17 protein-coding genes, 4 tRNA genes and 4 rRNA genes are annotated in these 20,180 nt (G+C 50.0%); 24 read left to right on the forward strand and 1 reads right to left on the reverse strand.

The window, feature by feature from the left end; translation table 11 throughout:
- Positions 1 to 10: 10 nt before the first annotated feature.
- From rpsN to metA, 23 genes are all read left to right on the forward strand, one after another.
- Entirely contained in the window at positions 11 to 316 is a 306-nt protein-coding gene (rpsN, locus tag N8M53_RS01310) for a 30S ribosomal protein S14 (protein ID WP_046074799.1), read from the forward strand.
- A 23-nt stretch (positions 317 to 339) separates the two neighbouring features.
- The gene (gene rpsH / locus N8M53_RS01315) at positions 340 to 732 is read left to right on the forward strand and encodes a 30S ribosomal protein S8 (RefSeq protein ID WP_046074800.1); all 393 of its coding nucleotides are present in this window, start codon (positions 340 to 342) and stop codon (positions 730 to 732) included.
- Positions 733 to 745: 13 nt separating this feature from the next.
- Positions 746 to 1,279: a 50S ribosomal protein L6 gene (gene rplF, locus N8M53_RS01320; protein ID WP_046074801.1), complete on the forward strand. Its 534-nt coding sequence runs from the start codon at positions 746 to 748 to the stop codon at positions 1,277 to 1,279.
- 9 nt (positions 1,280 to 1,288) lie between these two features.
- A complete protein-coding gene (gene rplR, locus N8M53_RS01325; RefSeq protein ID WP_021024479.1) occupies positions 1,289 to 1,642 on the forward strand; it encodes a 50S ribosomal protein L18 in 354 nt (117 codons plus the stop codon).
- A 12-nt stretch (positions 1,643 to 1,654) separates the two neighbouring features.
- Positions 1,655 to 2,152: a 30S ribosomal protein S5 gene (rpsE, locus tag N8M53_RS01330; RefSeq protein WP_046074803.1), complete on the forward strand. Its 498-nt coding sequence runs from the start codon at positions 1,655 to 1,657 to the stop codon at positions 2,150 to 2,152.
- A gap of 6 nt (positions 2,153 to 2,158) precedes the next feature.
- Positions 2,159 to 2,338: a 50S ribosomal protein L30 gene (gene rpmD / locus N8M53_RS01335; protein ID WP_046074804.1), complete on the forward strand. Its 180-nt coding sequence runs from the start codon at positions 2,159 to 2,161 to the stop codon at positions 2,336 to 2,338.
- 4 nt (positions 2,339 to 2,342) lie between these two features.
- Complete coding sequence (gene rplO, locus N8M53_RS01340; RefSeq protein WP_077641631.1) at positions 2,343 to 2,777, forward strand: 50S ribosomal protein L15; 435 nt, start codon at positions 2,343 to 2,345, stop codon at positions 2,775 to 2,777.
- Between the two features lie 23 nt (positions 2,778 to 2,800).
- Positions 2,801 to 4,126: a preprotein translocase subunit SecY gene (gene secY / locus N8M53_RS01345; RefSeq protein WP_046074806.1), complete on the forward strand. Its 1,326-nt coding sequence runs from the start codon at positions 2,801 to 2,803 to the stop codon at positions 4,124 to 4,126.
- A gap of 27 nt (positions 4,127 to 4,153) precedes the next feature.
- Positions 4,154 to 4,267 carry a 50S ribosomal protein L36 gene (gene rpmJ / locus N8M53_RS01350; protein ID WP_021024484.1) on the forward strand — a complete coding sequence of 38 codons (114 nt, stop codon included), beginning with the start codon at positions 4,154 to 4,156 and terminating at the stop codon, positions 4,265 to 4,267.
- Between the two features lie 146 nt (positions 4,268 to 4,413).
- Positions 4,414 to 4,770, forward strand: coding sequence for a 30S ribosomal protein S13 (gene rpsM, locus N8M53_RS01355; RefSeq protein WP_046074807.1), 357 nt, complete (start codon positions 4,414 to 4,416; stop codon positions 4,768 to 4,770).
- 18 nt (positions 4,771 to 4,788) lie between these two features.
- Positions 4,789 to 5,178 carry a 30S ribosomal protein S11 gene (gene rpsK, locus N8M53_RS01360; protein ID WP_021024486.1) on the forward strand — a complete coding sequence of 130 codons (390 nt, stop codon included), beginning with the start codon at positions 4,789 to 4,791 and terminating at the stop codon, positions 5,176 to 5,178.
- A gap of 40 nt (positions 5,179 to 5,218) precedes the next feature.
- Positions 5,219 to 5,839, forward strand: coding sequence for a 30S ribosomal protein S4 (gene rpsD / locus N8M53_RS01365; protein WP_074213658.1), 621 nt, complete (start codon positions 5,219 to 5,221; stop codon positions 5,837 to 5,839).
- 23 nt (positions 5,840 to 5,862) lie between these two features.
- Positions 5,863 to 6,852, forward strand: a complete 990-nt coding sequence (locus N8M53_RS01370) for a DNA-directed RNA polymerase subunit alpha (protein WP_046074809.1) — start codon at positions 5,863 to 5,865, stop codon at positions 6,850 to 6,852.
- A gap of 35 nt (positions 6,853 to 6,887) precedes the next feature.
- Positions 6,888 to 7,274: a 50S ribosomal protein L17 gene (gene rplQ / locus N8M53_RS01375; protein ID WP_046074810.1), complete on the forward strand. Its 387-nt coding sequence runs from the start codon at positions 6,888 to 6,890 to the stop codon at positions 7,272 to 7,274.
- A 698-nt stretch (positions 7,275 to 7,972) separates the two neighbouring features.
- Positions 7,973 to 9,527, forward strand: a 16S ribosomal RNA gene (locus N8M53_RS01380).
- Positions 9,528 to 9,608: 81 nt separating this feature from the next.
- Positions 9,609 to 9,684, forward strand: a tRNA-Glu gene (locus tag N8M53_RS01385).
- A gap of 2 nt (positions 9,685 to 9,686) precedes the next feature.
- Positions 9,687 to 9,762: transfer RNA gene (locus N8M53_RS01390), tRNA-Lys, on the forward strand.
- A 9-nt stretch (positions 9,763 to 9,771) separates the two neighbouring features.
- A tRNA-Val gene (locus tag N8M53_RS01395) sits at positions 9,772 to 9,847 on the forward strand.
- Between the two features lie 394 nt (positions 9,848 to 10,241).
- Positions 10,242 to 13,128 (forward strand): 23S ribosomal RNA (locus tag N8M53_RS01400).
- A gap of 164 nt (positions 13,129 to 13,292) precedes the next feature.
- Positions 13,293 to 13,408, forward strand: a 5S ribosomal RNA gene (gene rrf / locus N8M53_RS01405).
- A 240-nt stretch (positions 13,409 to 13,648) separates the two neighbouring features.
- Positions 13,649 to 13,724 (forward strand) — tRNA-Thr (locus N8M53_RS01410).
- Positions 13,725 to 13,731: 7 nt separating this feature from the next.
- Positions 13,732 to 13,847: ribosomal RNA gene (gene rrf, locus N8M53_RS01415) — 5S ribosomal RNA — on the forward strand.
- The 16S, 23S and 5S rRNA genes sit together here with 4 tRNA genes alongside, the layout of an rRNA operon.
- A 180-nt stretch (positions 13,848 to 14,027) precedes the next feature.
- The gene (metA, locus tag N8M53_RS01420) at positions 14,028 to 14,975 is read left to right on the forward strand and encodes a homoserine O-acetyltransferase MetA (RefSeq protein WP_269579211.1); all 948 of its coding nucleotides are present in this window, start codon (positions 14,028 to 14,030) and stop codon (positions 14,973 to 14,975) included.
- 44 nt (positions 14,976 to 15,019) lie between these two features.
- Here the strand turns inward: metA and N8M53_RS01425 are convergent, their stop codons facing one another.
- A complete protein-coding gene (locus N8M53_RS01425; protein ID WP_269579212.1) occupies positions 15,020 to 16,312 on the reverse strand; it encodes a cation:proton antiporter in 1,293 nt (430 codons plus the stop codon).
- 183 nt (positions 16,313 to 16,495) lie between these two features.
- Here N8M53_RS01425 and metH point away from each other — a divergent pair, with 183 nt between their 5' ends.
- The gene (gene metH / locus N8M53_RS01430) at positions 16,496 to 20,155 is read left to right on the forward strand and encodes a methionine synthase (protein ID WP_269579213.1); all 3,660 of its coding nucleotides are present in this window, start codon (positions 16,496 to 16,498) and stop codon (positions 20,153 to 20,155) included.
- The last annotated feature ends 25 nt before the right edge of the window (positions 20,156 to 20,180 follow it).

Genomic DNA, 20,180 nt, shown 5'->3' on the forward strand with positions numbered 1-20,180 from the left:
GGTTACTGTTATGGCTAAAAAATCGATGAAAGCACGTGACGTAAAACGTGCGAAGCTCGCAGCCCGTTATGCTGAGAAGCGTGACAACCTGCGTGCGACCATTAAGAATGTCAACACGTCAGACGAAGAGCGTTGGGACGCCGTCCTGAAGCTTCAGTCGCTACCACGTGATTCTGCGAAGTCTCGTCAGCGTAACCGCTGTAACCAGACTGGTCGTCCACATGGCTACCTACGCAAATTCGGCCTAAGCCGAATCAAGGTTCGTGAAGCTTGCATGAAAGGCGAGATTCCGGGTCTGCGTAAGGCAAGCTGGTAATTGAATCACGGGAGTAAAGACTTATGAGCATGCAAGATCCGATCTCGGATATGCTGACCCGCCTACGCAACGGTCAGGCAGCAAAGAAAGTTGCTGTTAAAATGCCTTCGTCAAAGCTAAAAGTGGCAATTGCTGAGCTACTAAAAGCAGAAGGTTACGTGGCTGACGTCGCAGTAAACAGCGACGCGAAGCCTGAACTGGAAGTGACGTTGAAATACTTCGAATCTAAACCAGTTATCGAGCAAATCCAACGTGTTAGCCGTCCAGGCCTGCGCATCTACAAAAAGAAAGATGAGTTGCCTTCAGTGATGGGTGGCCTTGGTATTGCTGTTGTATCAACTTCGAAAGGTTTGATGACCGATCGCGCAGCTCGCAAAGCGGGTCTGGGCGGTGAAATCATCTGCTACGTAGCTTAATAAGGAGTAGGAAATGTCTCGTGTTGCAAAAGCACCTGTCGTAGTTCCTGCCGGCGTAGAGGTGAAACTTAACGGTCAGGAAATCACTGTAAAAGGAAGCAAAGGCGAACTAAGCCGCACGCTTCACGATATGGTGGCAGTAAACCAAGAAGAGAACACCATTACCTTCGCACCAAGTGTGGAACACGCTAAAGCATGGGCTCATGCTGGTACAGCGCGTGCACTGGTCAACAGCATGGTTGTTGGTGTTACAGAAGGCTTTACCAAGAAACTGGTCCTGAAAGGTGTTGGTTACCGTGCAAATGTTGCAGGTAATAAACTTAACCTGACACTTGGTTTCTCTCACCCGGTTGAGCACGCTCTGCCAGAGGGTGTTAAGGCAGAATGCCCTAGCCAAACTGAAATTGTTATCAGCGGTGCTGATAAGCAAGCAGTTGGCCAGGTGGCTGCCGATATCCGCGCATACCGCAAGCCAGAGCCTTATAAAGGCAAAGGCGTTCGTTACTCTGACGAAGCTGTGCGTACCAAAGAAGCTAAGAAGAAGTAAGGTAACACTATGGATAAGAAAGCATCTCGTATCCGTCGTGCGACCAAAGCACGACGCAAGATCGCGGAAATGGGTGCGACTCGCCTGGTGGTACACCGTACTCCACGTCATGTGTACGCACAGGTTATCGCTGGTAACGGCGCGGAAGTTATCGCAGCCGCTTCTACCGTAGAAAAAGCGATCCGTGAGCAAGTGAAGAGCACCGGTAACAAAGACGCCGCTGCAGCCGTGGGTAAGATCATTGCTGAGCGAGCGAAGGAAAAAGGCATCGAAGCCGTTGCTTTTGACCGTTCCGGTTTCCAATACCACGGCCGTGTGGCTGCACTGGCAGATGCTGCCCGTGAAGCTGGTCTGAAATTCTAAGGTAGGTGGAAGATGGCTAACGATAAACAACAAAGTGATTTGCATGAGAAGCTGATCGCTGTAAACCGTGTATCTAAAACGGTTAAAGGTGGTCGCATCTTTACCTTCACTGCCCTGACTGTGGTAGGTGATGGTAACGGTCGCGTAGGTTTCGGTTACGGTAAAGCCCGTGAAGTACCTGCTGCGATCCAGAAATCAATGGAAAAGGCGCGTCGTAACATGATTACTATCGCGCTGAAAGACGGTACTCTGCACCACGCTGTTAAAGGCCGCCACACTGGTTCAAAAGTGTACATGCAGCCAGCATCAGAAGGTACAGGTATCATCGCCGGTGGTGCGATGCGTGCCGTGCTTGAAGTAGCAGGCGTTCAAGACGTTCTGGCGAAAGCATACGGTTCGACCAACCCAATCAACATCGTTCGTGCAACGATCGATGGTCTGGGTGGTACGAAGTCTCCAGAGATGGTAGCTGCGAAACGTGGCATGCCTGTCAACGAAATTCTGGGGTAATACGACATGGCTAAGACAATTAAAGTAACTCAGACTCGTAGCGCTATCGGCCGCTTGCCGAAGCACAAAGCGACCCTGCGTGGCTTGGGCCTACGTCGCATCAACCACACTGTTGAACTTGAAGATACACCGTGCGTGCGCGGTATGATCAACAAAGTCAACTACATGGTTAAAGTGGAGGAGTAATCACATGCGTTTGAATACTCTATCTCCGGCTGCAGGCTCAAAGCCTTCTGCGAAGCGTGTAGGCCGTGGTATTGGTTCAGGCCTGGGTAAAACCGGTGGCCGTGGTCACAAAGGTCAGAAATCACGTTCAGGTGGTTCAGTACGCCCAGGTTTCGAAGGCGGTCAAATGCCTTTGAAACAGCGTCTGCCAAAATTCGGTTTTACTTCGCGTAAAGGCCTAACTTCTGCTGAAGTTCGTCTCGGCGAGCTGGCAAAAGTTGAAGGTGACGTAGTAAGCCTTGAAACATTAAAAGCAGCGAACGTTGTTGCACAAGACACTCGTACGGCGAAAATCGTACTGTCTGGTGAAATCGCTCGCGCTGTGACTGTTAAAGGTGTTCGTGTCACTAAAGGCGCTAAAGCGGCAATCGAAGCTGCAGGCGGTAAAATCGAGGAATAATTTAGCTCGAGGACGAGGTACAGATGGCAAAACAACCAGGACAAAACTTCAGTAGTGCAAAAGGCGGAGTCGCGGAGCTGAAAAGCCGCTTACTTTTTGTAGCAATGGCATTATTGGTATTCCGTGCCGGCTCTTTTGTGCCAATTCCTGGTATTGACGCTGCTGTACTTGCCGATCTGTTCGAACAGCAACAAGGGACCATCATTGACTTGGTTAACATGTTCTCTGGTGGTGCCCTTGAGCGTGCTTCGATACTGGCACTGGGCATTATGCCGTATATTTCGGCGTCGATTATTGTTCAGTTATTGTCAGTGGTTCATCCCGCGTTAGCGGAGTTGAAAAAAGAGGGCGAATCTGGCCGTCGTAAGATAAGTCAGTATACCCGCTACGGCACGCTGGTGTTGGCAACTTTCCAAGCAATTGGAATCGCGACTGGTTTACCGAGTATGATGCCAGGTCTGGTGATTAACCCAGGTCCTGCATTTTACTTTACTGCGGTCGTCAGTTTGGTCACAGGTACCATGTTCTTAATGTGGTTAGGTGAGCAAATTACGGAACGTGGTATAGGTAACGGTATCTCGCTGATTATTTTCACTGGGATTGTCGCGGGTCTGCCACCCGCAATTGGACAGACAATAGAGCAAGCGCGTCAAGGCGACATGTCTCCGCTTCTCTTGCTAGGTATCGCAGTGATCGTATTGGCGGTCGTCTACTTTGTGGTCTTTATGGAACGTGGTCAACGCCGTATCGTCGTTAACTACGCTAAGCGGCAACAAGGTCGCCGTGTCTTTGCAGCGCAAAGTACGCACCTGCCACTTAAGATCAACATGGCAGGCGTTATCCCTGCGATTTTTGCATCAAGTATTATTTTGTTCCCTGGCACGCTTGCTAACTGGTTTGGTAAGGGTGATCAAACAAGCTGGCTAACCGATGTGTCATTGGCACTGAGTCCGGGGCAACCAGCGTACGTAATACTTTATGCGGCAGCGATTATCTTCTTCTGCTTTTTCTATACAGCGTTGGTGTTTAACCCGCGAGAAACAGCAGATAATTTGAAGAAGTCAGGAGCGTTCGTACCTGGTATTCGCCCGGGTGAGCAGACTGCTAAATACATTGATAAAGTAATGACTCGGTTAACCCTCGCAGGTGCCATGTATATTACCTTTATCTGTCTGATCCCCGAGTTCATGATGATTGCGTGGGATGTCCACTTCTACTTTGGTGGTACATCACTACTTATCGTAGTAGTCGTAATCATGGACTTTATGGCTCAAGTTCAGACTCATTTGATGTCTCAACAATATGAGTCCGTGTTGAAAAAAGCCAACCTCAAAGGCTACGGCCGCTAATAGGTTGTCTATTTACGGAGTTTAGCAATGAAAGTTCGTGCTTCCGTTAAGAAAATCTGCCGTAACTGTAAAGTGATCAAGCGTAACGGTACCGTTCGTGTGATCTGCAGTGAGCCAAAGCACAAGCAGCGCCAAGGCTAATAGCAGAATATTTTTCTTGCAAAATGAGGTCAGGCTGGCTACATTAGCCAGCCCACCTTTTGTATGTGCAAAAGAAGTGGTTATGCCGCTGCGTATCCTCGACGGGCTCTGCAGCGGTTCTACTTGAAAAGTACTAGGAGTGAATAGTGGCCCGTATAGCAGGCATTAACATTCCTGATCAAAAGCATGCTGTTATCGCATTGACTGCGATTTACGGCGTCGGCAAAACAACCTCTCAAGCTATTTTAGCTGATGCAGGTATTGCTGAAAGCACTAAGATCAGTGAACTATCAGAAGAACAGATCGACCAATTGCGTGACGGTGTCGCTAAGTACACCGTAGAAGGCGATCTACGTCGTGAAATTTCCATGAACATCAAGCGTCTTATGGACCTTGGTTGTAACCGCGGTATTCGTCATCGTCGCAGCTTGCCACTACGTGGTCAGCGTACGAAGACCAATGCTCGTACCCGTAAGGGTCCGCGCAAGCCGATCAAGAAATAATCGGGGTAGATAAGTACTATGGCTAAACAAGCAACTCGTGCACGCAAACGCGTACGCAAGCAAGTCGCTGATGGCGTCGCGCACATTCATGCGTCTTTCAATAACACAATCGTGACGATTTCTGACCGTCAAGGCAACGCTCTAGCATGGGCGACCGCCGGTGGTTCAGGTTTCCGTGGCTCTCGTAAGTCAACTCCATACGCTGCGCAGGTTGCTGCAGAGCGTTGTGGTGAAATGGCAAAAGAGTACGGCCTGAAAAACCTCGAAGTGATGGTTAAAGGTCCAGGTCCAGGTCGCGAGTCTACTATTCGTGCCTTGAACGCAGCGGGCTTCCGCATCACTAACATTGTTGATGCGACGCCAATCCCGCATAACGGTTGTCGTCCACCTAAGAAACGCCGCGTTTAATACGCACTAGCGCTGTTTCTTAGAATATTGGAGAAAGATCATGGCAAGATATTTGGGTCCTAAGCTGAAGCTTAGCCGTCGCGAAGGCACTGACTTATTCCTTAAGTCAGGCGTACGCGCGATTGATACCAAGTGTAAAATCGATAACGTCCCAGGCGTTCACGGTCAGCGTCGCGGCCGTCTGTCTGACTATGGCGTTCAGCTTCGCGAGAAGCAAAAAGTACGTCGTATTTATGGCGTAATGGAAAAGCAGTTCCGTAACTACTACAAAGACGCTGCCCGTATCAAGGGTAATACAGGTGAAAACCTGCTTCAGCTTCTTGAAGGTCGCCTAGACAACGTAGTTTACCGCATGGGCTTTGGCGCAACTCGCGCTGAATCACGTCAGCTGGTAAGCCACAAAGCGATCCTAGTTAACGGCAAAGTAGTTAACGTACCTTCTTTCAAGGTTTCGGCAAACGACGTGATTAGCATTCGCGAGAAAGCTAAGAACCAGGCGCGTATCAAAGCAGCTCTAGAAGTTGCCGCTCAACGCGAACTGCCAACTTGGATCGAAGTAGACAGCAAGAAGATGGAAGGCACATTCAAGCGCCTACCAGAGCGTTCTGATTTGTCTGCTGACATCAACGAACACCTGATCGTCGAGCTTTACTCTAAGTAAAGCTGAACTAAAGAGAGGACATAATGCAGGGTTCTGTAACAGAATTTCTTAAGCCGCGTCTAGTTGATATTGAACAAGTTAGCTCGACGCACGCAAAAGTAACTCTTGAACCCCTAGAGCGTGGTTTTGGCCATACTCTGGGGAATGCGCTACGTCGTATCCTACTTTCATCTATGCCAGGCTGTGCGGTGACGGAAGTTGAAATTGACGGCGTATTGCACGAGTACAGCACCAAAGAAGGGGTTCAGGAAGATATCCTGGAAATCCTACTTAACCTTAAAGGCCTAGCCGTTAAGGTTGAGGGTAAAGATGAAGTTATCCTTACTCTGACCAAGTCTGGTGCAGGCCCTGTTGTTGCAGGCGACATCACCCATGATGGTGGTGTTGAGATTGCGAACCCAGAACACGTTATCTGCCACCTGACTGATGCAAGCGCTGAAATTAGCATGCGTATCAAGGTAGAACGTGGTCGTGGCTATGTACCAGCGTCTGCGCGTATCGATAGCGAAGACGACGAGCGTCCAATCGGTCGCCTACTTGTTGACGCAACGTTCAGCCCAGTAGATCGCATTGCTTACAAAGTGGAAGCAGCGCGTGTCGAACAGCGTACTGACCTCGACAAGCTGGTCATCGATATGGAAACTAACGGTACACTGGATCCTGAGGAAGCGATTCGCCGTGCGGCAACCATCCTAGCAGAACAGCTAGATGCGTTTGTTGACCTGCGCGATGTACGTGTCCCTGAGGAGAAAGAAGAGAAGCCAGAGTTCGATCCGATCCTACTGCGTCCTGTAGACGATCTTGAACTAACTGTTCGCTCTGCTAACTGTTTGAAAGCAGAAGCGATTCACTATATCGGTGATCTGGTACAGCGTACCGAGGTTGAGCTTCTGAAAACGCCAAACCTTGGTAAGAAGTCTTTGACTGAAATTAAAGACGTGCTGGCATCACGTGGTCTGTCTCTAGGTATGCGCCTAGAAAACTGGCCGCCAGCATCCATTGCTGAAGATTAATCAGAGACTGATTATTTAGTTAGAAGGATTAGGTCATGCGCCATCGTAAGAGTGGTCGTCAACTCAATCGCAACAGCAGCCATCGTAAAGCGATGTTCAGCAACATGGCTAGCTCGCTGGTAACTCACGAAGTTATCAAAACAACTTTGCCAAAGGCAAAAGAGCTGCGTCGCGTTATTGAACCGTTGATTACCTTAGCTAAAAACGACAGTGTTGCTAACCGTCGTGTAGCATTCGCTCGTACTCGTAACGACGAAGTCGTAGCGAAACTGTTTAATGAACTCGGCCCACGTTTTGCTTCACGTGCCGGCGGTTACACTCGCATTCTGAAATGCGGTGTTCGCTCTGGTGATAAAGCCCCAATGGCTTACATCGAGCTTGTTGATCGCCCAGAACAAGACGCTGAGCAAGCTGCAGAATAAGTTTAATTACTTATAAGTAGCACCCAGAAAAGCCAGGCAACTCGCCTGGCTTTTTCTTTATCCAGCGTTGTCTTGTGTAGACCAAAATGCCTGATAGGTTTTCGATGTTTGTATCTTTTCACGCAAGAGCTCGGATACAGGTAACAAAATTGGCAGCATAAATGACAGTTTTTAATGCTTAGGAAGCAAATAGAGCTTTAGTTGGCTAAAAAGGGCGATGTTGGATAAAAATAGACCGTTTAGGAAAAAAGAAACAATTTAATGATTGACGGATGTCACAAACGCTTTAGAATGCCGCCCTACTTAACGCAGATAGCGCGTTAGGGGAGTCAAAAAGAGGTTTTGTTTCACCCGATTGGGTTGAAAAGAAAAGATAAATTTTCTTCTTGACTTTAACGGCAAGGCGCGTAAGATACGCAGCCCTGACCGAGCGAAGCGCAGCTTCGCACAGTCAACGCTCTTTAACAATTTGACCTATGCAATCTGTGTGGGCACTCGTTGAGAATAGACAAAAGATTTATTCGATGAACTGAGTGACCAATTCATGTTGGTCCAGCCTTGAGCTGTTTTGATTTCACTTTTTTAAAAGTGGATGCCAACAGGAGCACAGTCAATTCGTTTGTCTCGTAAGAGACGAACAAAACAGTATTTATCGAGCCGTTTGTCTTTCCTTTATAGGAAAGCAAACACCAAAACTTAAATTGAAGAGTTTGATCATGGCTCAGATTGAACGCTGGCGGCAGGCCTAACACATGCAAGTCGAGCGGAAACGGCAGCATTGAAGCTTCGGTGGATTTGCTGGACGTCGAGCGGCGGACGGGTGAGTAACGGCTGGGAACCTGCCCTGACGAGGGGGATAACCGTTGGAAACGACGGCTAATACCGCATAATGTCTTCGGACCAAAGGTGGCCTCTACATGTAAGCTATCGCGTTGGGATGGGCCCAGTTAGGATTAGCTAGTTGGTAAGGTAATGGCTTACCAAGGCAACGATCCTTAGCTGGTTTGAGAGGATGATCAGCCACACTGGGACTGAGACACGGCCCAGACTCCTACGGGAGGCAGCAGTGGGGAATATTGCACAATGGGGGAGATCCTGATGCAGCCATGCCGCGTGTGTGAAGAAGGCCTTCGGGTTGTAAAGCACTTTCAGCAGTGAGGAAGGTAATGTACTTAATACGTGCATTGCTTGACGTTAGCTGCAGAAGAAGCACCGGCTAACTCCGTGCCAGCAGCCGCGGTAATACGGAGGGTGCGAGCGTTAATCGGAATTACTGGGCGTAAAGCGCATGCAGGCGGTTTGTTAAGTCAGATGTGAAAGCCCGGGGCTCAACCTCGGAACCGCATTTGAAACTGGCAGGCTAGAGTCTTGTAGAGGGGGGTAGAATTTCAGGTGTAGCGGTGAAATGCGTAGAGATCTGAAGGAATACCAGTGGCGAAGGCGGCCCCCTGGACAAAGACTGACGCTCAGATGCGAAAGCGTGGGTAGCAAACAGGATTAGATACCCTGGTAGTCCACGCCGTAAACGCTGTCTACTTGGAGGTTGAGGTTTAAGACTTTGGCTTTCGGCGCTAACGTATTAAGTAGACCGCCTGGGGAGTACGGCCGCAAGGTTAAAACTCAAATGAATTGACGGGGGCCCGCACAAGCGGTGGAGCATGTGGTTTAATTCGATGCAACGCGAAGAACCTTACCTACTCTTGACATCCAGCGAATCCTTTAGAGATAGAGGAGTGCCTTCGGGAGCGCTGAGACAGGTGCTGCATGGCTGTCGTCAGCTCGTGTTGTGAAATGTTGGGTTAAGTCCCGCAACGAGCGCAACCCTTATCCTTGTTTGCCAGCACATAATGGTGGGAACTCCAGGGAGACTGCCGGTGATAAACCGGAGGAAGGTGGGGACGACGTCAAGTCATCATGGCCCTTACGAGTAGGGCTACACACGTGCTACAATGGCAGATACAGAGGGCAGCGAAGCTGCGAAGTGGAGCGAATCCCTTAAAGTCTGTCGTAGTCCGGATTGGAGTCTGCAACTCGACTCCATGAAGTCGGAATCGCTAGTAATCGTGGATCAGAATGCCACGGTGAATACGTTCCCGGGCCTTGTACACACCGCCCGTCACACCATGGGAGTGGGCTGCACCAGAAGTAGATAGCTTAACCTTCGGGAGGGCGTTTACCACGGTGTGGTTCATGACTGGGGTGAAGTCGTAACAAGGTAGCCCTAGGGGAACCTGGGGCTGGATCACCTCCTTACTGACGCTATTTTTGCGAGTGTTCACACAGATTGTATAGGTTGAAGTATTAAAGAGGATATGTTCCCAAACATATCAGTGTGTCCCATTCGTCTAGAGGCCTAGGACACCGCCCTTTCACGGCGGTAACAGGGGTTCGACTCCCCTATGGGACGCCATTGGGTTGTTAGCTCAGTTGGTAGAGCAGTTGACTTTTAATCAATTGGTCACAGGTTCGAATCCTGTACAACCCACCACACTATTGTGGGCGATTAGCTCAGTTGGGAGAGCACCTCCCTTACAAGGAGGGGGTCACTGGTTCGAGCCCGGTATCGCCCACCACGCTTTAAAGGTTTTTACTTAAGAATCTTTAGAACGTGGTTTATTTAGCAATAAACGACATGCTCTTTAACAATCTGGAAAGCTGACAAGTCATTCTTAAAGAATGACAGTAAAGTTCTCAATCAGTGACATGTAATGTCACTCAGACAATCAAGTGTGCTTGGGCTTTGTCTTAGTGATAAGCAAAGTCTCTATTTTGAGTCCGGCAAAAACAAAACCTTAATTAGTTGATGATTCAACACTCATTGGTTTTGCGACGTAGATTTCTTTTTTAGACAATCTCGCGCGAGGCGTTTGTCGCTGGGAGCGTAACGTGTTACGTGACCAAGCAAACGGTGAGCAAGAGGACGTATAAAAGAGAAAGATCGAGCAAAAAGACCTCTTGGGGTTGTATGGTTAAGTGATTAAGCGTAGACGGTGGATGCCTTGGCAGTCAGAGGCGATGAAGGACGTACTAACCTGCGAAAAGCGATGGTGAGCTGGTAAGAAGCATTTGAGCCATCGATGTCCGAATGGGGAAACCCACCTGCATAAGCAGGTATCTTAGCGTGAATACATAGCGCTAAGAGGCGAACTCGGGGAACTGAAACATCTAAGTACCCGAAGGAAAAGAAATCAATTGAGATTCCGGCAGTAGCGGCGAGCGAACCCGGAGCAGCCCTTAAGCGGCTTAGGCGTTAGGTGAACAGGTTGGAAAACCTGGCAATAAAGGGTGATAGCCCCGTAACCGACGGCGCCTTAGACGTGAAAACGAGTAGGACGGGACACGTGATATCTTGTCTGAACATGGGGGGACCATCCTCCAAGGCTAAATACTCCTGACTGACCGATAGTGAACCAGTACCGTGAGGGAAAGGCGAAAAGAACCCCTGTGAGGGGAGTGAAATAGAACCTGAAACCGTCTACGTACAAGCAGTGGGAGCCTCCTAGTGGGGTGACCGCGTACCTTTTGTATAATGGGTCAGCGACTTAATGTAAGTAGCAAGGTTAACCGCATAGGGGAGCCGTAGGGAAACCGAGTCTTAACTGGGCGTCGAGTTGCTTGCATTAGACCCGAAACCGAGTGATCTAGCCATGGGCAGGTTGAAGGTTGAGTAACATCAACTGGAGGACCGAACTCACTAACGTTGAAAAGTTAGGAGATGACCTGTGGCTAGGGGTGAAAGGCCAATCAAACTCGGAGATAGCTGGTTCTCCCCGAAAGCTATTTAGGTAGCGCCTCGGACGAATACTACTGGGGGTAGAGCACTGTTAAGGCTAGGGGGTCATCCCGACTTACCAACCCTTTGCAAACTCCGAATACCAGTAAGTACTATCCGGGAGACACACGGCGGGTGCTAACGTCCGTCGTGGAGAGGGAAACAACCCAGACCGCCAGCTAAGGTCCCAAAGTTATCGCTAAGTGGGAAACGATGTGGGAAGGCTCAGACAGCCAGGATGTTGGCTTAGAAGCAGCCATCATTTAAAGAAAGCGTAATAGCTCACTGGTCGAGTCGGCCTGCGCGGAAGATGTAACGGGGCTAAGCGATACACCGAAGCTGCGGCAATGTCCTTATGGATATTGGGTAGGGGAGCGTTGTGTAAGCTGTTGAAGGTGTGCTGAGAGGCATGCTGGAGGTATCACAAGTGCGAATGCTGACATGAGTAACGATAAAGGGGGTGAAAAACCTCCTCGCCGGAAGACCAAGGGTTCCTGTCCAACGTTAATCGGGGCAGGGTAAGTCGGCCCCTAAGGCGAGGCCGAAAGGCGTAGTCGATGGGAAACGGGTTAATATTCCCGTACTGCTGCTTACTGCGATGGGGGGACGGAGAAGGCTAGGTGGGCCTGGCGATGGTTGTCCAGGTTCAAGTGCGTAGGCTGATTTCTTAGGCAAATCCGGGAAATCAAGGCCGAGACACGATGTCGAGCCACCAAGGTGGTGAAGTCATTGATGCCATGCTTCCGGGAAAAGCCTCTAAGCTTCAGGTAAGTAGGAACCGTACTCCAAACCGACACAGGTGGTCGGGTAGAGAATACCAAGGCGCTTGAGAGAACTCGGGTGAAGGAACTAGGCAAAATGGTACCGTAACTTCGGGAGAAGGTACGCTGCCCGCGGTGAAGTCCCTTGCGGATGGAGCTATGGGCAGTCGCAGATACCAGGTGGCTGCAACTGTTTATTAAAAACACAGCACTGTGCAAAATCGAAAGATGACGTATACGGTGTGACGCCTGCCCGGTGCCGGAAGGTTAATTGATGTGGTTATCGCAAGAGAAGCCATTGATTGAAGCCCCGGTAAACGGCGGCCGTAACTATAACGGTCCTAAGGTAGCGAAATTCCTTGTCGGGTAAGTTCCGACCTGCACGAATGGCGTAATGATGGCCACGCTGTCTCCACCCGAGACTCAGTGAAATTGAAATCGCAGTGAAGATGCTGTGTACCCGCGGCTAGACGGAAAGACCCCGTGAACCTTTACTACAGCTTGGCACTGAACATTGAGCCTACATGTGTAGGATAGGTGGGAGGCTTTGAAGCGGCGACGCCAGTTGCTGTGGAGCCATCCTTGAAATACCACCCTTGTATGTTTGATGTTCTAACTTAGCCCCATTATCTGGGGTGAGGACAGTGCCTGGTGGGTAGTTTGACTGGGGCGGTCTCCTCCCAAAGCGTAACGGAGGAGCACGAAGGTGGGCTAATCACGGTCGGACATCGTGAGGTTAGTGCAATGGCATAAGCCCGCTTAACTGCGAGAGTGACGGCTCGAGCAGGTACGAAAGTAGGTCATAGTGATCCGGTGGTTCTGAATGGAAGGGCCATCGCTCAACGGATAAAAGGTACTCCGGGGATAACAGGCTGATACCGCCCAAGAGTTCATATCGACGGCGGTGTTTGGCACCTCGATGTCGGCTCATCACATCCTGGGGCTGAAGTCGGTCCCAAGGGTATGGCTGTTCGCCATTTAAAGTGGTACGCGAGCTGGGTTTAGAACGTCGTGAGACAGTTCGGTCCCTATCTGCCGTGGGCGTTGGATGATTGAGGGGAGCTGCTCCTAGTACGAGAGGACCGGAGTGGACGAACCGCTGGTGTTCGGGTTGTGTCGCCAGACGCATTGCCCGGTAGCTAAGTTCGGCACAGATAAGCGCTGAAAGCATCTAAGCGCGAAGCTGGCCCCGAGATGAGTCATCCCTAGAGCTTCGAGCTCTCTAAAGGGTTGTCGTAGACGACGACGTTGATAGGCAGGGTGTGTAAGCGCTGTGAGGCGTTGAGCTAACCTGTACTAATTGCCCGTGAGGCTTAACCATACAACACCCAAGAGGTTTTGGGTTGGACTTAAAATAAGCCAGTTGATTGTGGCGAGAACGAACAGCTTTCTAGATTTAGGAACGAATTTATCAAATACATCCTTGTATTTGACCCTGACGGGCCGCACTAAAGTGCGTTAAATTTTGTTCCAGACAAAATTTTGCTTGGCGACCATAGCGCTTTGGACCCACCTGACCCCATGCCGAACTCAGTAGTGAAACGAAGCAGCGCCGATGGTAGTGTGGGGTCTCCCCATGTGAGAGTAGGACATCGCCAGGCTTGCTTTCTTGTTTTCAGATTTTTTGAAAAATCTGAAGGCAAAAACGGCTCATCTTATTGATAGCTCGATGCTGTTGATATCTGCGATGCTCATGTATTGGCATACACTGCGCGTCTCGATTCAACATCCTCATCGCATCAAATAAGATAACCTAATTAAAGCAGCGAAGTGTAAGACTTTAATTAGTAGAAATTTAATTATCAAAGCAGATTGAAGTAAGACTTTGATAACGCGTTTTCGCTGATATAGCTCAGTTGGTAGAGCGCACCCTTGGTAAGGGTGAGGTCGGCAGTTCAAATCTGCCTATCAGCACCAGCATTTTCTTGGCGGCCATAGCGTAACGGCACCACCTGAACCCATGCCGAACTCAGAAGTGAAACGTTGCTGCGCCGATGGTAGTGTGGGGTCTCCCCATGTGAGAGTAGGTCACTGCCAAGAGCTTTTTCGAAGCCCTCCGCATTCGCGGGGGGCTTTTTTCGTTTCTGTCTTTCTTATCAATATTGTCTTCTCCTATGCTTAAAGCAACGTTGGCCTAAGAGTGATTACTGCTTGAGCTCAATCAGTGACTGGGTTATGTTAGTAGATATCTGGACGTCTAAACATCCCTAGGAGGCAGTGATGCCGATTAAAATCCCGGATCAACTCCCCGCGACCAATATTCTGCGGCGTGAAAATATCTTTGTGATGACAGAAACCCGTGCGGTGAGTCAAAACATCCGCCCGCTGAAGGTACTGCTGCTCAACCTGATGCCAAAAAAAATTGAGACAGAAACGCAATTTATGCGTCTACTCTCTAACAGTCCTTTGCAAGTGGATGTTGAGCTTCTACGGATAGATAACCGACCAAGCAAGAACACACCGACCGAGCATCTTGATACCTTCTATCGCCAATTTGAGACGGTACGAACACGTAACTTTGATGGTTTGATCGTAACCGGGGCACCGTTAGGACTGGTACAGTTTGAGGACGTGATATATTGGGAACACCTTCAAGATGTGATGAATTGGGCGCATAAGCACGTCACCTCAACCTTATATATTTGTTGGGCCGCGCAAGCAGGGTTAAAGCTGCTGTATGATTTACCCAAGAAAACCCGCAAAGAGAAGCTATCCGGGGTTTACCGTCACCACATTAATGCTGACTTATGCAAACATCCGCTATTACGCGGCTTTGATGATAGTTTCTTAGCCCCCCACTCGCGCTATGCGGATTTTTCTCCTAACTACCTTGCAGAGCATACCGATCTCGATATCTTAGCCACGTCCCATGAGGCGGGTACCTATCTGGCGGCGACGAAAAATAAGCGCAATGTGTTTGTCACCGGTCACCCAGAGTATGACTCTCATACCTTGCACCATGAATATCATCGGGATTTAGAAGAAGGGATGGAGCCAGCGGTCCCCCTTAACTATTACCCGGATGATGACCCCTCGCAGCCGCCGTATGTCAGTTGGCGTAGCCATGGCCATTTATTGTTTGCCAACTGGCTAAACTATTGTGTCTACCAGCAAACGCCCTTTGACTTGGATGCGTTCTCAGCGTCTAACTTTACCCTTGATGAATAAAAAAGGCGCTCGCGGGCGCCTTTTGATTAGGGAGTTGTGTGGGTTTAGGTTTGATGTTTATCCATTTCGTCTTGTGCCGTATTTGCTTTATCAACCATGCCTGTCATGGTTGAGCCTTGCACTAAAATGGAAAACACCACCACCGCGTAGGTCATGATGAGGATGAGCTCGCGCACATCAATATTTTTTTCTGGCACCACCATGATGCCAGAAGGGACAGCCATCGCCATCGCCAGTGCTAGGCCACCGCGTAATCCTCCCCAGCTTAATATACGCACGGCCCAAGGGTTATAAGTGCGAAAACGGTTAAAACCGAGGTAGCACATTTTCACGCTAATAAAACGAGCCAGAAGTACAATAGGAATCACGGCCGCCATAATGATCCAGTCTTCTTTGTGGAAGCTGATTTGCAACAAACTCACCCCGATGAGGAGAAAGAGTAGGCTGTTAAGGAATTCATCGACCAACTCCCAGAAGTGGTCGAGGTGATCTTCACTTTCTTTGGAAAAACCAATAAAGCGGGTCCAGTTGCCAATCATGATCCCGGAGACGACCATTGCCAGCGGGCCAGAGACATGCAGCATATCGGCCAGCACATAGCCAGCGCTGGGTATGGCCAGCGTTAATAGCAATTCCATCGAGTGGTCGTTGGTGGCACAAATCAAGCGATGGAAAAGATAGCCAAGCACCAGGCCATATAAAATCCCGCCAACGGCTTCTTGTAAAAACAAGGCAATGGTACCGCCCACCGTCGGGTTGTTGTCGCCAAAGGCCAGGGTAAAAAGAGTCACAAAGATCACGATACCCACGCCATCATTAAATAGCGATTCTCCCTCTATTTGTGTAGTGATCCGCATCGGTGCTTGCAGTTTTTTCACAATGGCGAGAACAGCAATGGGATCGGTCGGCGAGATCAGCGCGCCAAATAGCAGGCAGTAGAGATAATCAAAGGGGATGCCAATCAGTTGAAACACGCCCCAGATGCCGGTGCCGATTAACAACACAGAGATCAATAGCCCGCCGATCACCAGGGTTGTGATCTCCCACTTTTGGTCGGAGAAAGAGGGAAGCTTGACGCCAATTCCCCCCGCGAAAAGCAAAAAGCCAAGGACGCCTTTTAGTAAAAAAGTATCAAAGTGGACATCTGTTAGTATTTGCTCGGCCATGGCTTTTAGTGGAATGGCTTGGTATTGACCGGCGATCACTATCAGCAGAGACAGCAGGAGCGAGCTGGCGGTGATGGCGATAGTGGTTTGTACTCGACTGATTTTACTATTAATAAAAGCGATAAAGATGGCTGCAGCAGCCATAAAGCTGAGGATTGCGTAGGTTGACATGCCGCTTCCTAGTGCAACGAGGGAATGAAAAATTGTGTCGAAATATTAATGGAAATCGCTTTCAAAACGAACAGCTAAATTGAAATAGATCAAAAGAAATTGTTATTTATAGACGTCTAGATTTCCATTTTCGCTGTGGTAGGATGAAATGACTGCAACGAGGAAGATGATAAGCGTAAAAGTATGGACCGACTGACACAGCAACTGCGCGAACGTATTTTGGTAATCGATGGTGGCATGGGCACCATGATTCAGGGACTAGGGCTCAATGAGGCCGACTATCGTGGCGCACGTTTTAAAGATTGGCACTGTGATGTAAAGGGTAACAATGACCTTTTGGTGCTGACTCAGCCCGATAAAATCGCTGCGTTACATAGTGATTATCTGGCTGCGGGCGCGGATATTATTGAAACCAATACCTTTAACGCCACCCAAATCGCGATGGCCGATTACGACATGCAGGCGCTGAGTGCGGAAATCAACTTAGTGGCCGCTCGGCTTGCGCGTGAGGTTGCTGATGCGTGGACGGCGAAAACGCCGGACAAACCCCGCTTTGTCGCGGGTGTGTTAGGGCCCACTAACCGAACGTGTTCGATCTCACCGGACGTGAATGACCCAGGCTTTCGCAATGTCAGCTTTGACCAGTTAGTCGACGTGTATGCCGAGTCCACTGAAGCGCTCATTGAGGGCGGTGCTGATATCATCATGTTGGAGACCATCTTTGATACTTTGAATGCCAAAGCCTGTGCGTTTGCGGTTGAGAAGGTCTTTGATGCCCGCGGTTTTCGCCTACCCATTATGATCTCCGGCACCATCACTGATGCGTCAGGACGCACCTTATCAGGGCAAACCACCGCCGCTTTTTATCACTCGTTGCGTCATGTTGAGCCACTGTCTTTTGGCTTGAACTGTGCGCTCGGGCCGGCTGAACTGCGCCAGTACGTCAAAGAGCTGAGCGACATTTGCGAGGGCTTTGTCTCTGTCCACCCTAACGCGGGGTTACCCAACGCCTTTGGCGAATATGACCTCTCTCCTGAAGAGATGGCGACACACATTGATGAGTGGGCGGCATCTGGCTTTATCAACTTGGTCGGTGGCTGTTGTGGCACTACGCCTGAACATATTCAAGCGATTAGCGAAGCGGTGACGCAACATGCGCCTCGCTCTCTTCCTGATCACTCTGTGGCAAGTCGCTTGTCTGGGTTAGAGCCACTGACGATTGATGCCGATAGCTTGTTCGTTAATGTGGGTGAGCGCACCAATGTGACCGGCTCAGCACGCTTTAAACGCTTAATCGTTGAAGAGCAATATGACGAAGCGCTTGAAGTGGCATTACAGCAAGTGGAAAACGGCGCCCAAATCATCGATATCAATATGGATGAGGGTATGTTGGATGCCGAAAAGGCCATGGTGCGATTTCTCAATCTTTGCGCGGCCGAGCCGGATATCGCCCGTGTGCCTGTGATGATTGACTCCTCCAAATGGGAGGTGATTGAAGCCGGCCTTAAGTGCATTCAAGGGAAAGGCATCGTCAACTCTATTTCGCTCAAAGAAGGAGAAGAAGCCTTTCTTCACCAAGCACGTTTAGTCCGTCGCTATGGTGCAGCGGTGATTGTGATGGCGTTTGATGAGCAGGGCCAGGCCGATACCCAAGCGCGGAAAGTGGAAATCTGTACGCGCGCCTATCATCTTTTGGTCGATCACGTCGGTTTTCCGCCGGAAGACATTATTTTCGACCCTAATATTTTTGCGGTTGCCACCGGCATTGATGAGCACAATAACTACGCGGTCGACTTTATCAACGCCGTGGCTGATATCAAGCAAACTTTACCGCATGCCATGATCTCGGGCGGCGTCTCAAATGTGTCGTTTTCGTTTCGAGGAAACAACCCAGTCCGTGAGGCCATTCATGCAGTGTTTTTGTATCACTGCATTAAAAATGGCATGGACATGGGGATTGTCAACGCCGGTCAGTTAGCCATCTATGATGATTTGCCTGAATCGCTGCGCTTGGCAGTAGAAGATGTGGTGCTCAACAAAGATGATGGCGCCACGGAGCGTTTATTAGAGATCGCCGACAGCTATCGCGATAGCGGAGAGAACGAGGTCACGGAAACCGCGGAGTGGCGCAGCTGGCCAGTGGAAAAGCGGCTGGAACATGCATTGGTTAAAGGCATTACAGAATTTATTGTTGAAGATACCGAGCTGGCCCGCGCGGCGGCGAGTAAACCCCTGGAAGTCATTGAAGGCCCGTTGATGGCAGGCATGAACGTGGTCGGGGACTTGTTTGGTGAAGGCAAGATGTTCCTGCCACAAGTGGTGAAGTCGGCACGGGTGATGAAGCAGGCGGTGGCCTACCTTGAGCCTTACATCAACGCTGAAAAGCAGCAAGGGCAGACCAATGGCAAGATCTTACTCGCCACGGTCAAAGGGGATGTGCATGACATTGGCAAAAACATTGTTGGCGTGGTGCTGCAGTGCAATAACTTTGAGATTATTGATCTCGGTGTGATGGTGCCGACCGATAAAATCCTGTCGGTGGCTCGAGAAGAAAACGTCGACATTATTGGTTTATCGGGTCTGATCACCCCATCGTTAGATGAGATGGTGAACGTGGCGAAAGAGATGGAACGTCAAGGGTTTGATATTCCTCTGCTGATTGGCGGTGCGACCACGTCCAAAGCCCATACCGCAGTGAAAATTGAGCAGCATTACCATGCGCCTGTGGTCTATGTGCCCAACGCGTCGCGTGCGGTTGGGGTATGCTCATCGTTATTATCCGAGACGCAGCGACCCGATTTTGTGGCGCGTTTAGCCAAAGACTATGCGGCGGTGCGCGAGCAACATCAACGCAAAACGCCTCGAACTGCCCCCGTCACCCTTGAACAGGCGCGCGACAATAAGTGGCAAACGGACTGGGCAAATTATGCGCCTCCGCAGCCATTGAAGCCGGGCGTCCAAGTTTACGATGATGTTTCGATAGCGACCTTACGTCAGTATATCGACTGGACACCCTTCTTTATGACGTGGTCACTCAGTGGCAAATTCCCCGCGATTTTGGATCACGAACTGGTGGGGGAAGAAGCCCGTCGCTTGTATCAAGACGCCAATGCTTGGCTCGATCGCTTCGAGGCGGAAGGATTAGTGGCGGCAAAAGGGGTGTGTGGCCTCTTTCCTGCCAACAGCGTGGATGATGACATTGAAGTGTATACCGACTCGTCACGGCAAGCGGTGAGCACGATATTGAATCACTTGCGCCAGCAAACGAAAAAGCCACGTGGTGCCAACTATTGCTTGTCGGACTTTATTGCGCCAAAAAGCAGTGGCCAGCCGGATTGGATTGGCGCATTTGCAGTGACAGGCGGTATTGGCGAATATGCCTTGGCGGAAGAGTACAAAGCGAAAGGGGATGATTATAACGCGATCATGATCCAAGCGGTGGCGGATCGACTCGCAGAAGCCTTTGCAGAATACCTCCATCAGCAAATTCGGATCACATTGTGGGGCTATGCACCCGATGAGACGCTAGATAACGACGCCCTGATCCGTGAGCAATACCAAGGGATCCGACCAGCGCCGGGTTATGCCGCCTGTCCTGAACACAGTGAGAAAGGCAAAATTTGGCAATTGCTGTCGGTAGAAGCGCATACGGGGATGACGCTCACGGAAAGCTACGCGATGTGGCCGGGGGCGTCGGTCTCAGGTTGGTATTTTTCCCACCCTGAGTCACGTTACTTTGCGGTGGCGAAGATCCAAAACGATCAGCGAGACAGCTATGCAGAACGCAAAGGATGGAGCAGCGAAGAAGCGGAAAAATGGCTCGGGCCGAACTTAAACGGCTAACGAAAGAAGCCAGCACATTGGCTGT

It is taken from the genome of Salinivibrio kushneri (assembly GCF_027286325.1).
GTDB classification, from domain to species: domain Bacteria; phylum Pseudomonadota; class Gammaproteobacteria; order Enterobacterales; family Vibrionaceae; genus Salinivibrio; species Salinivibrio kushneri_A.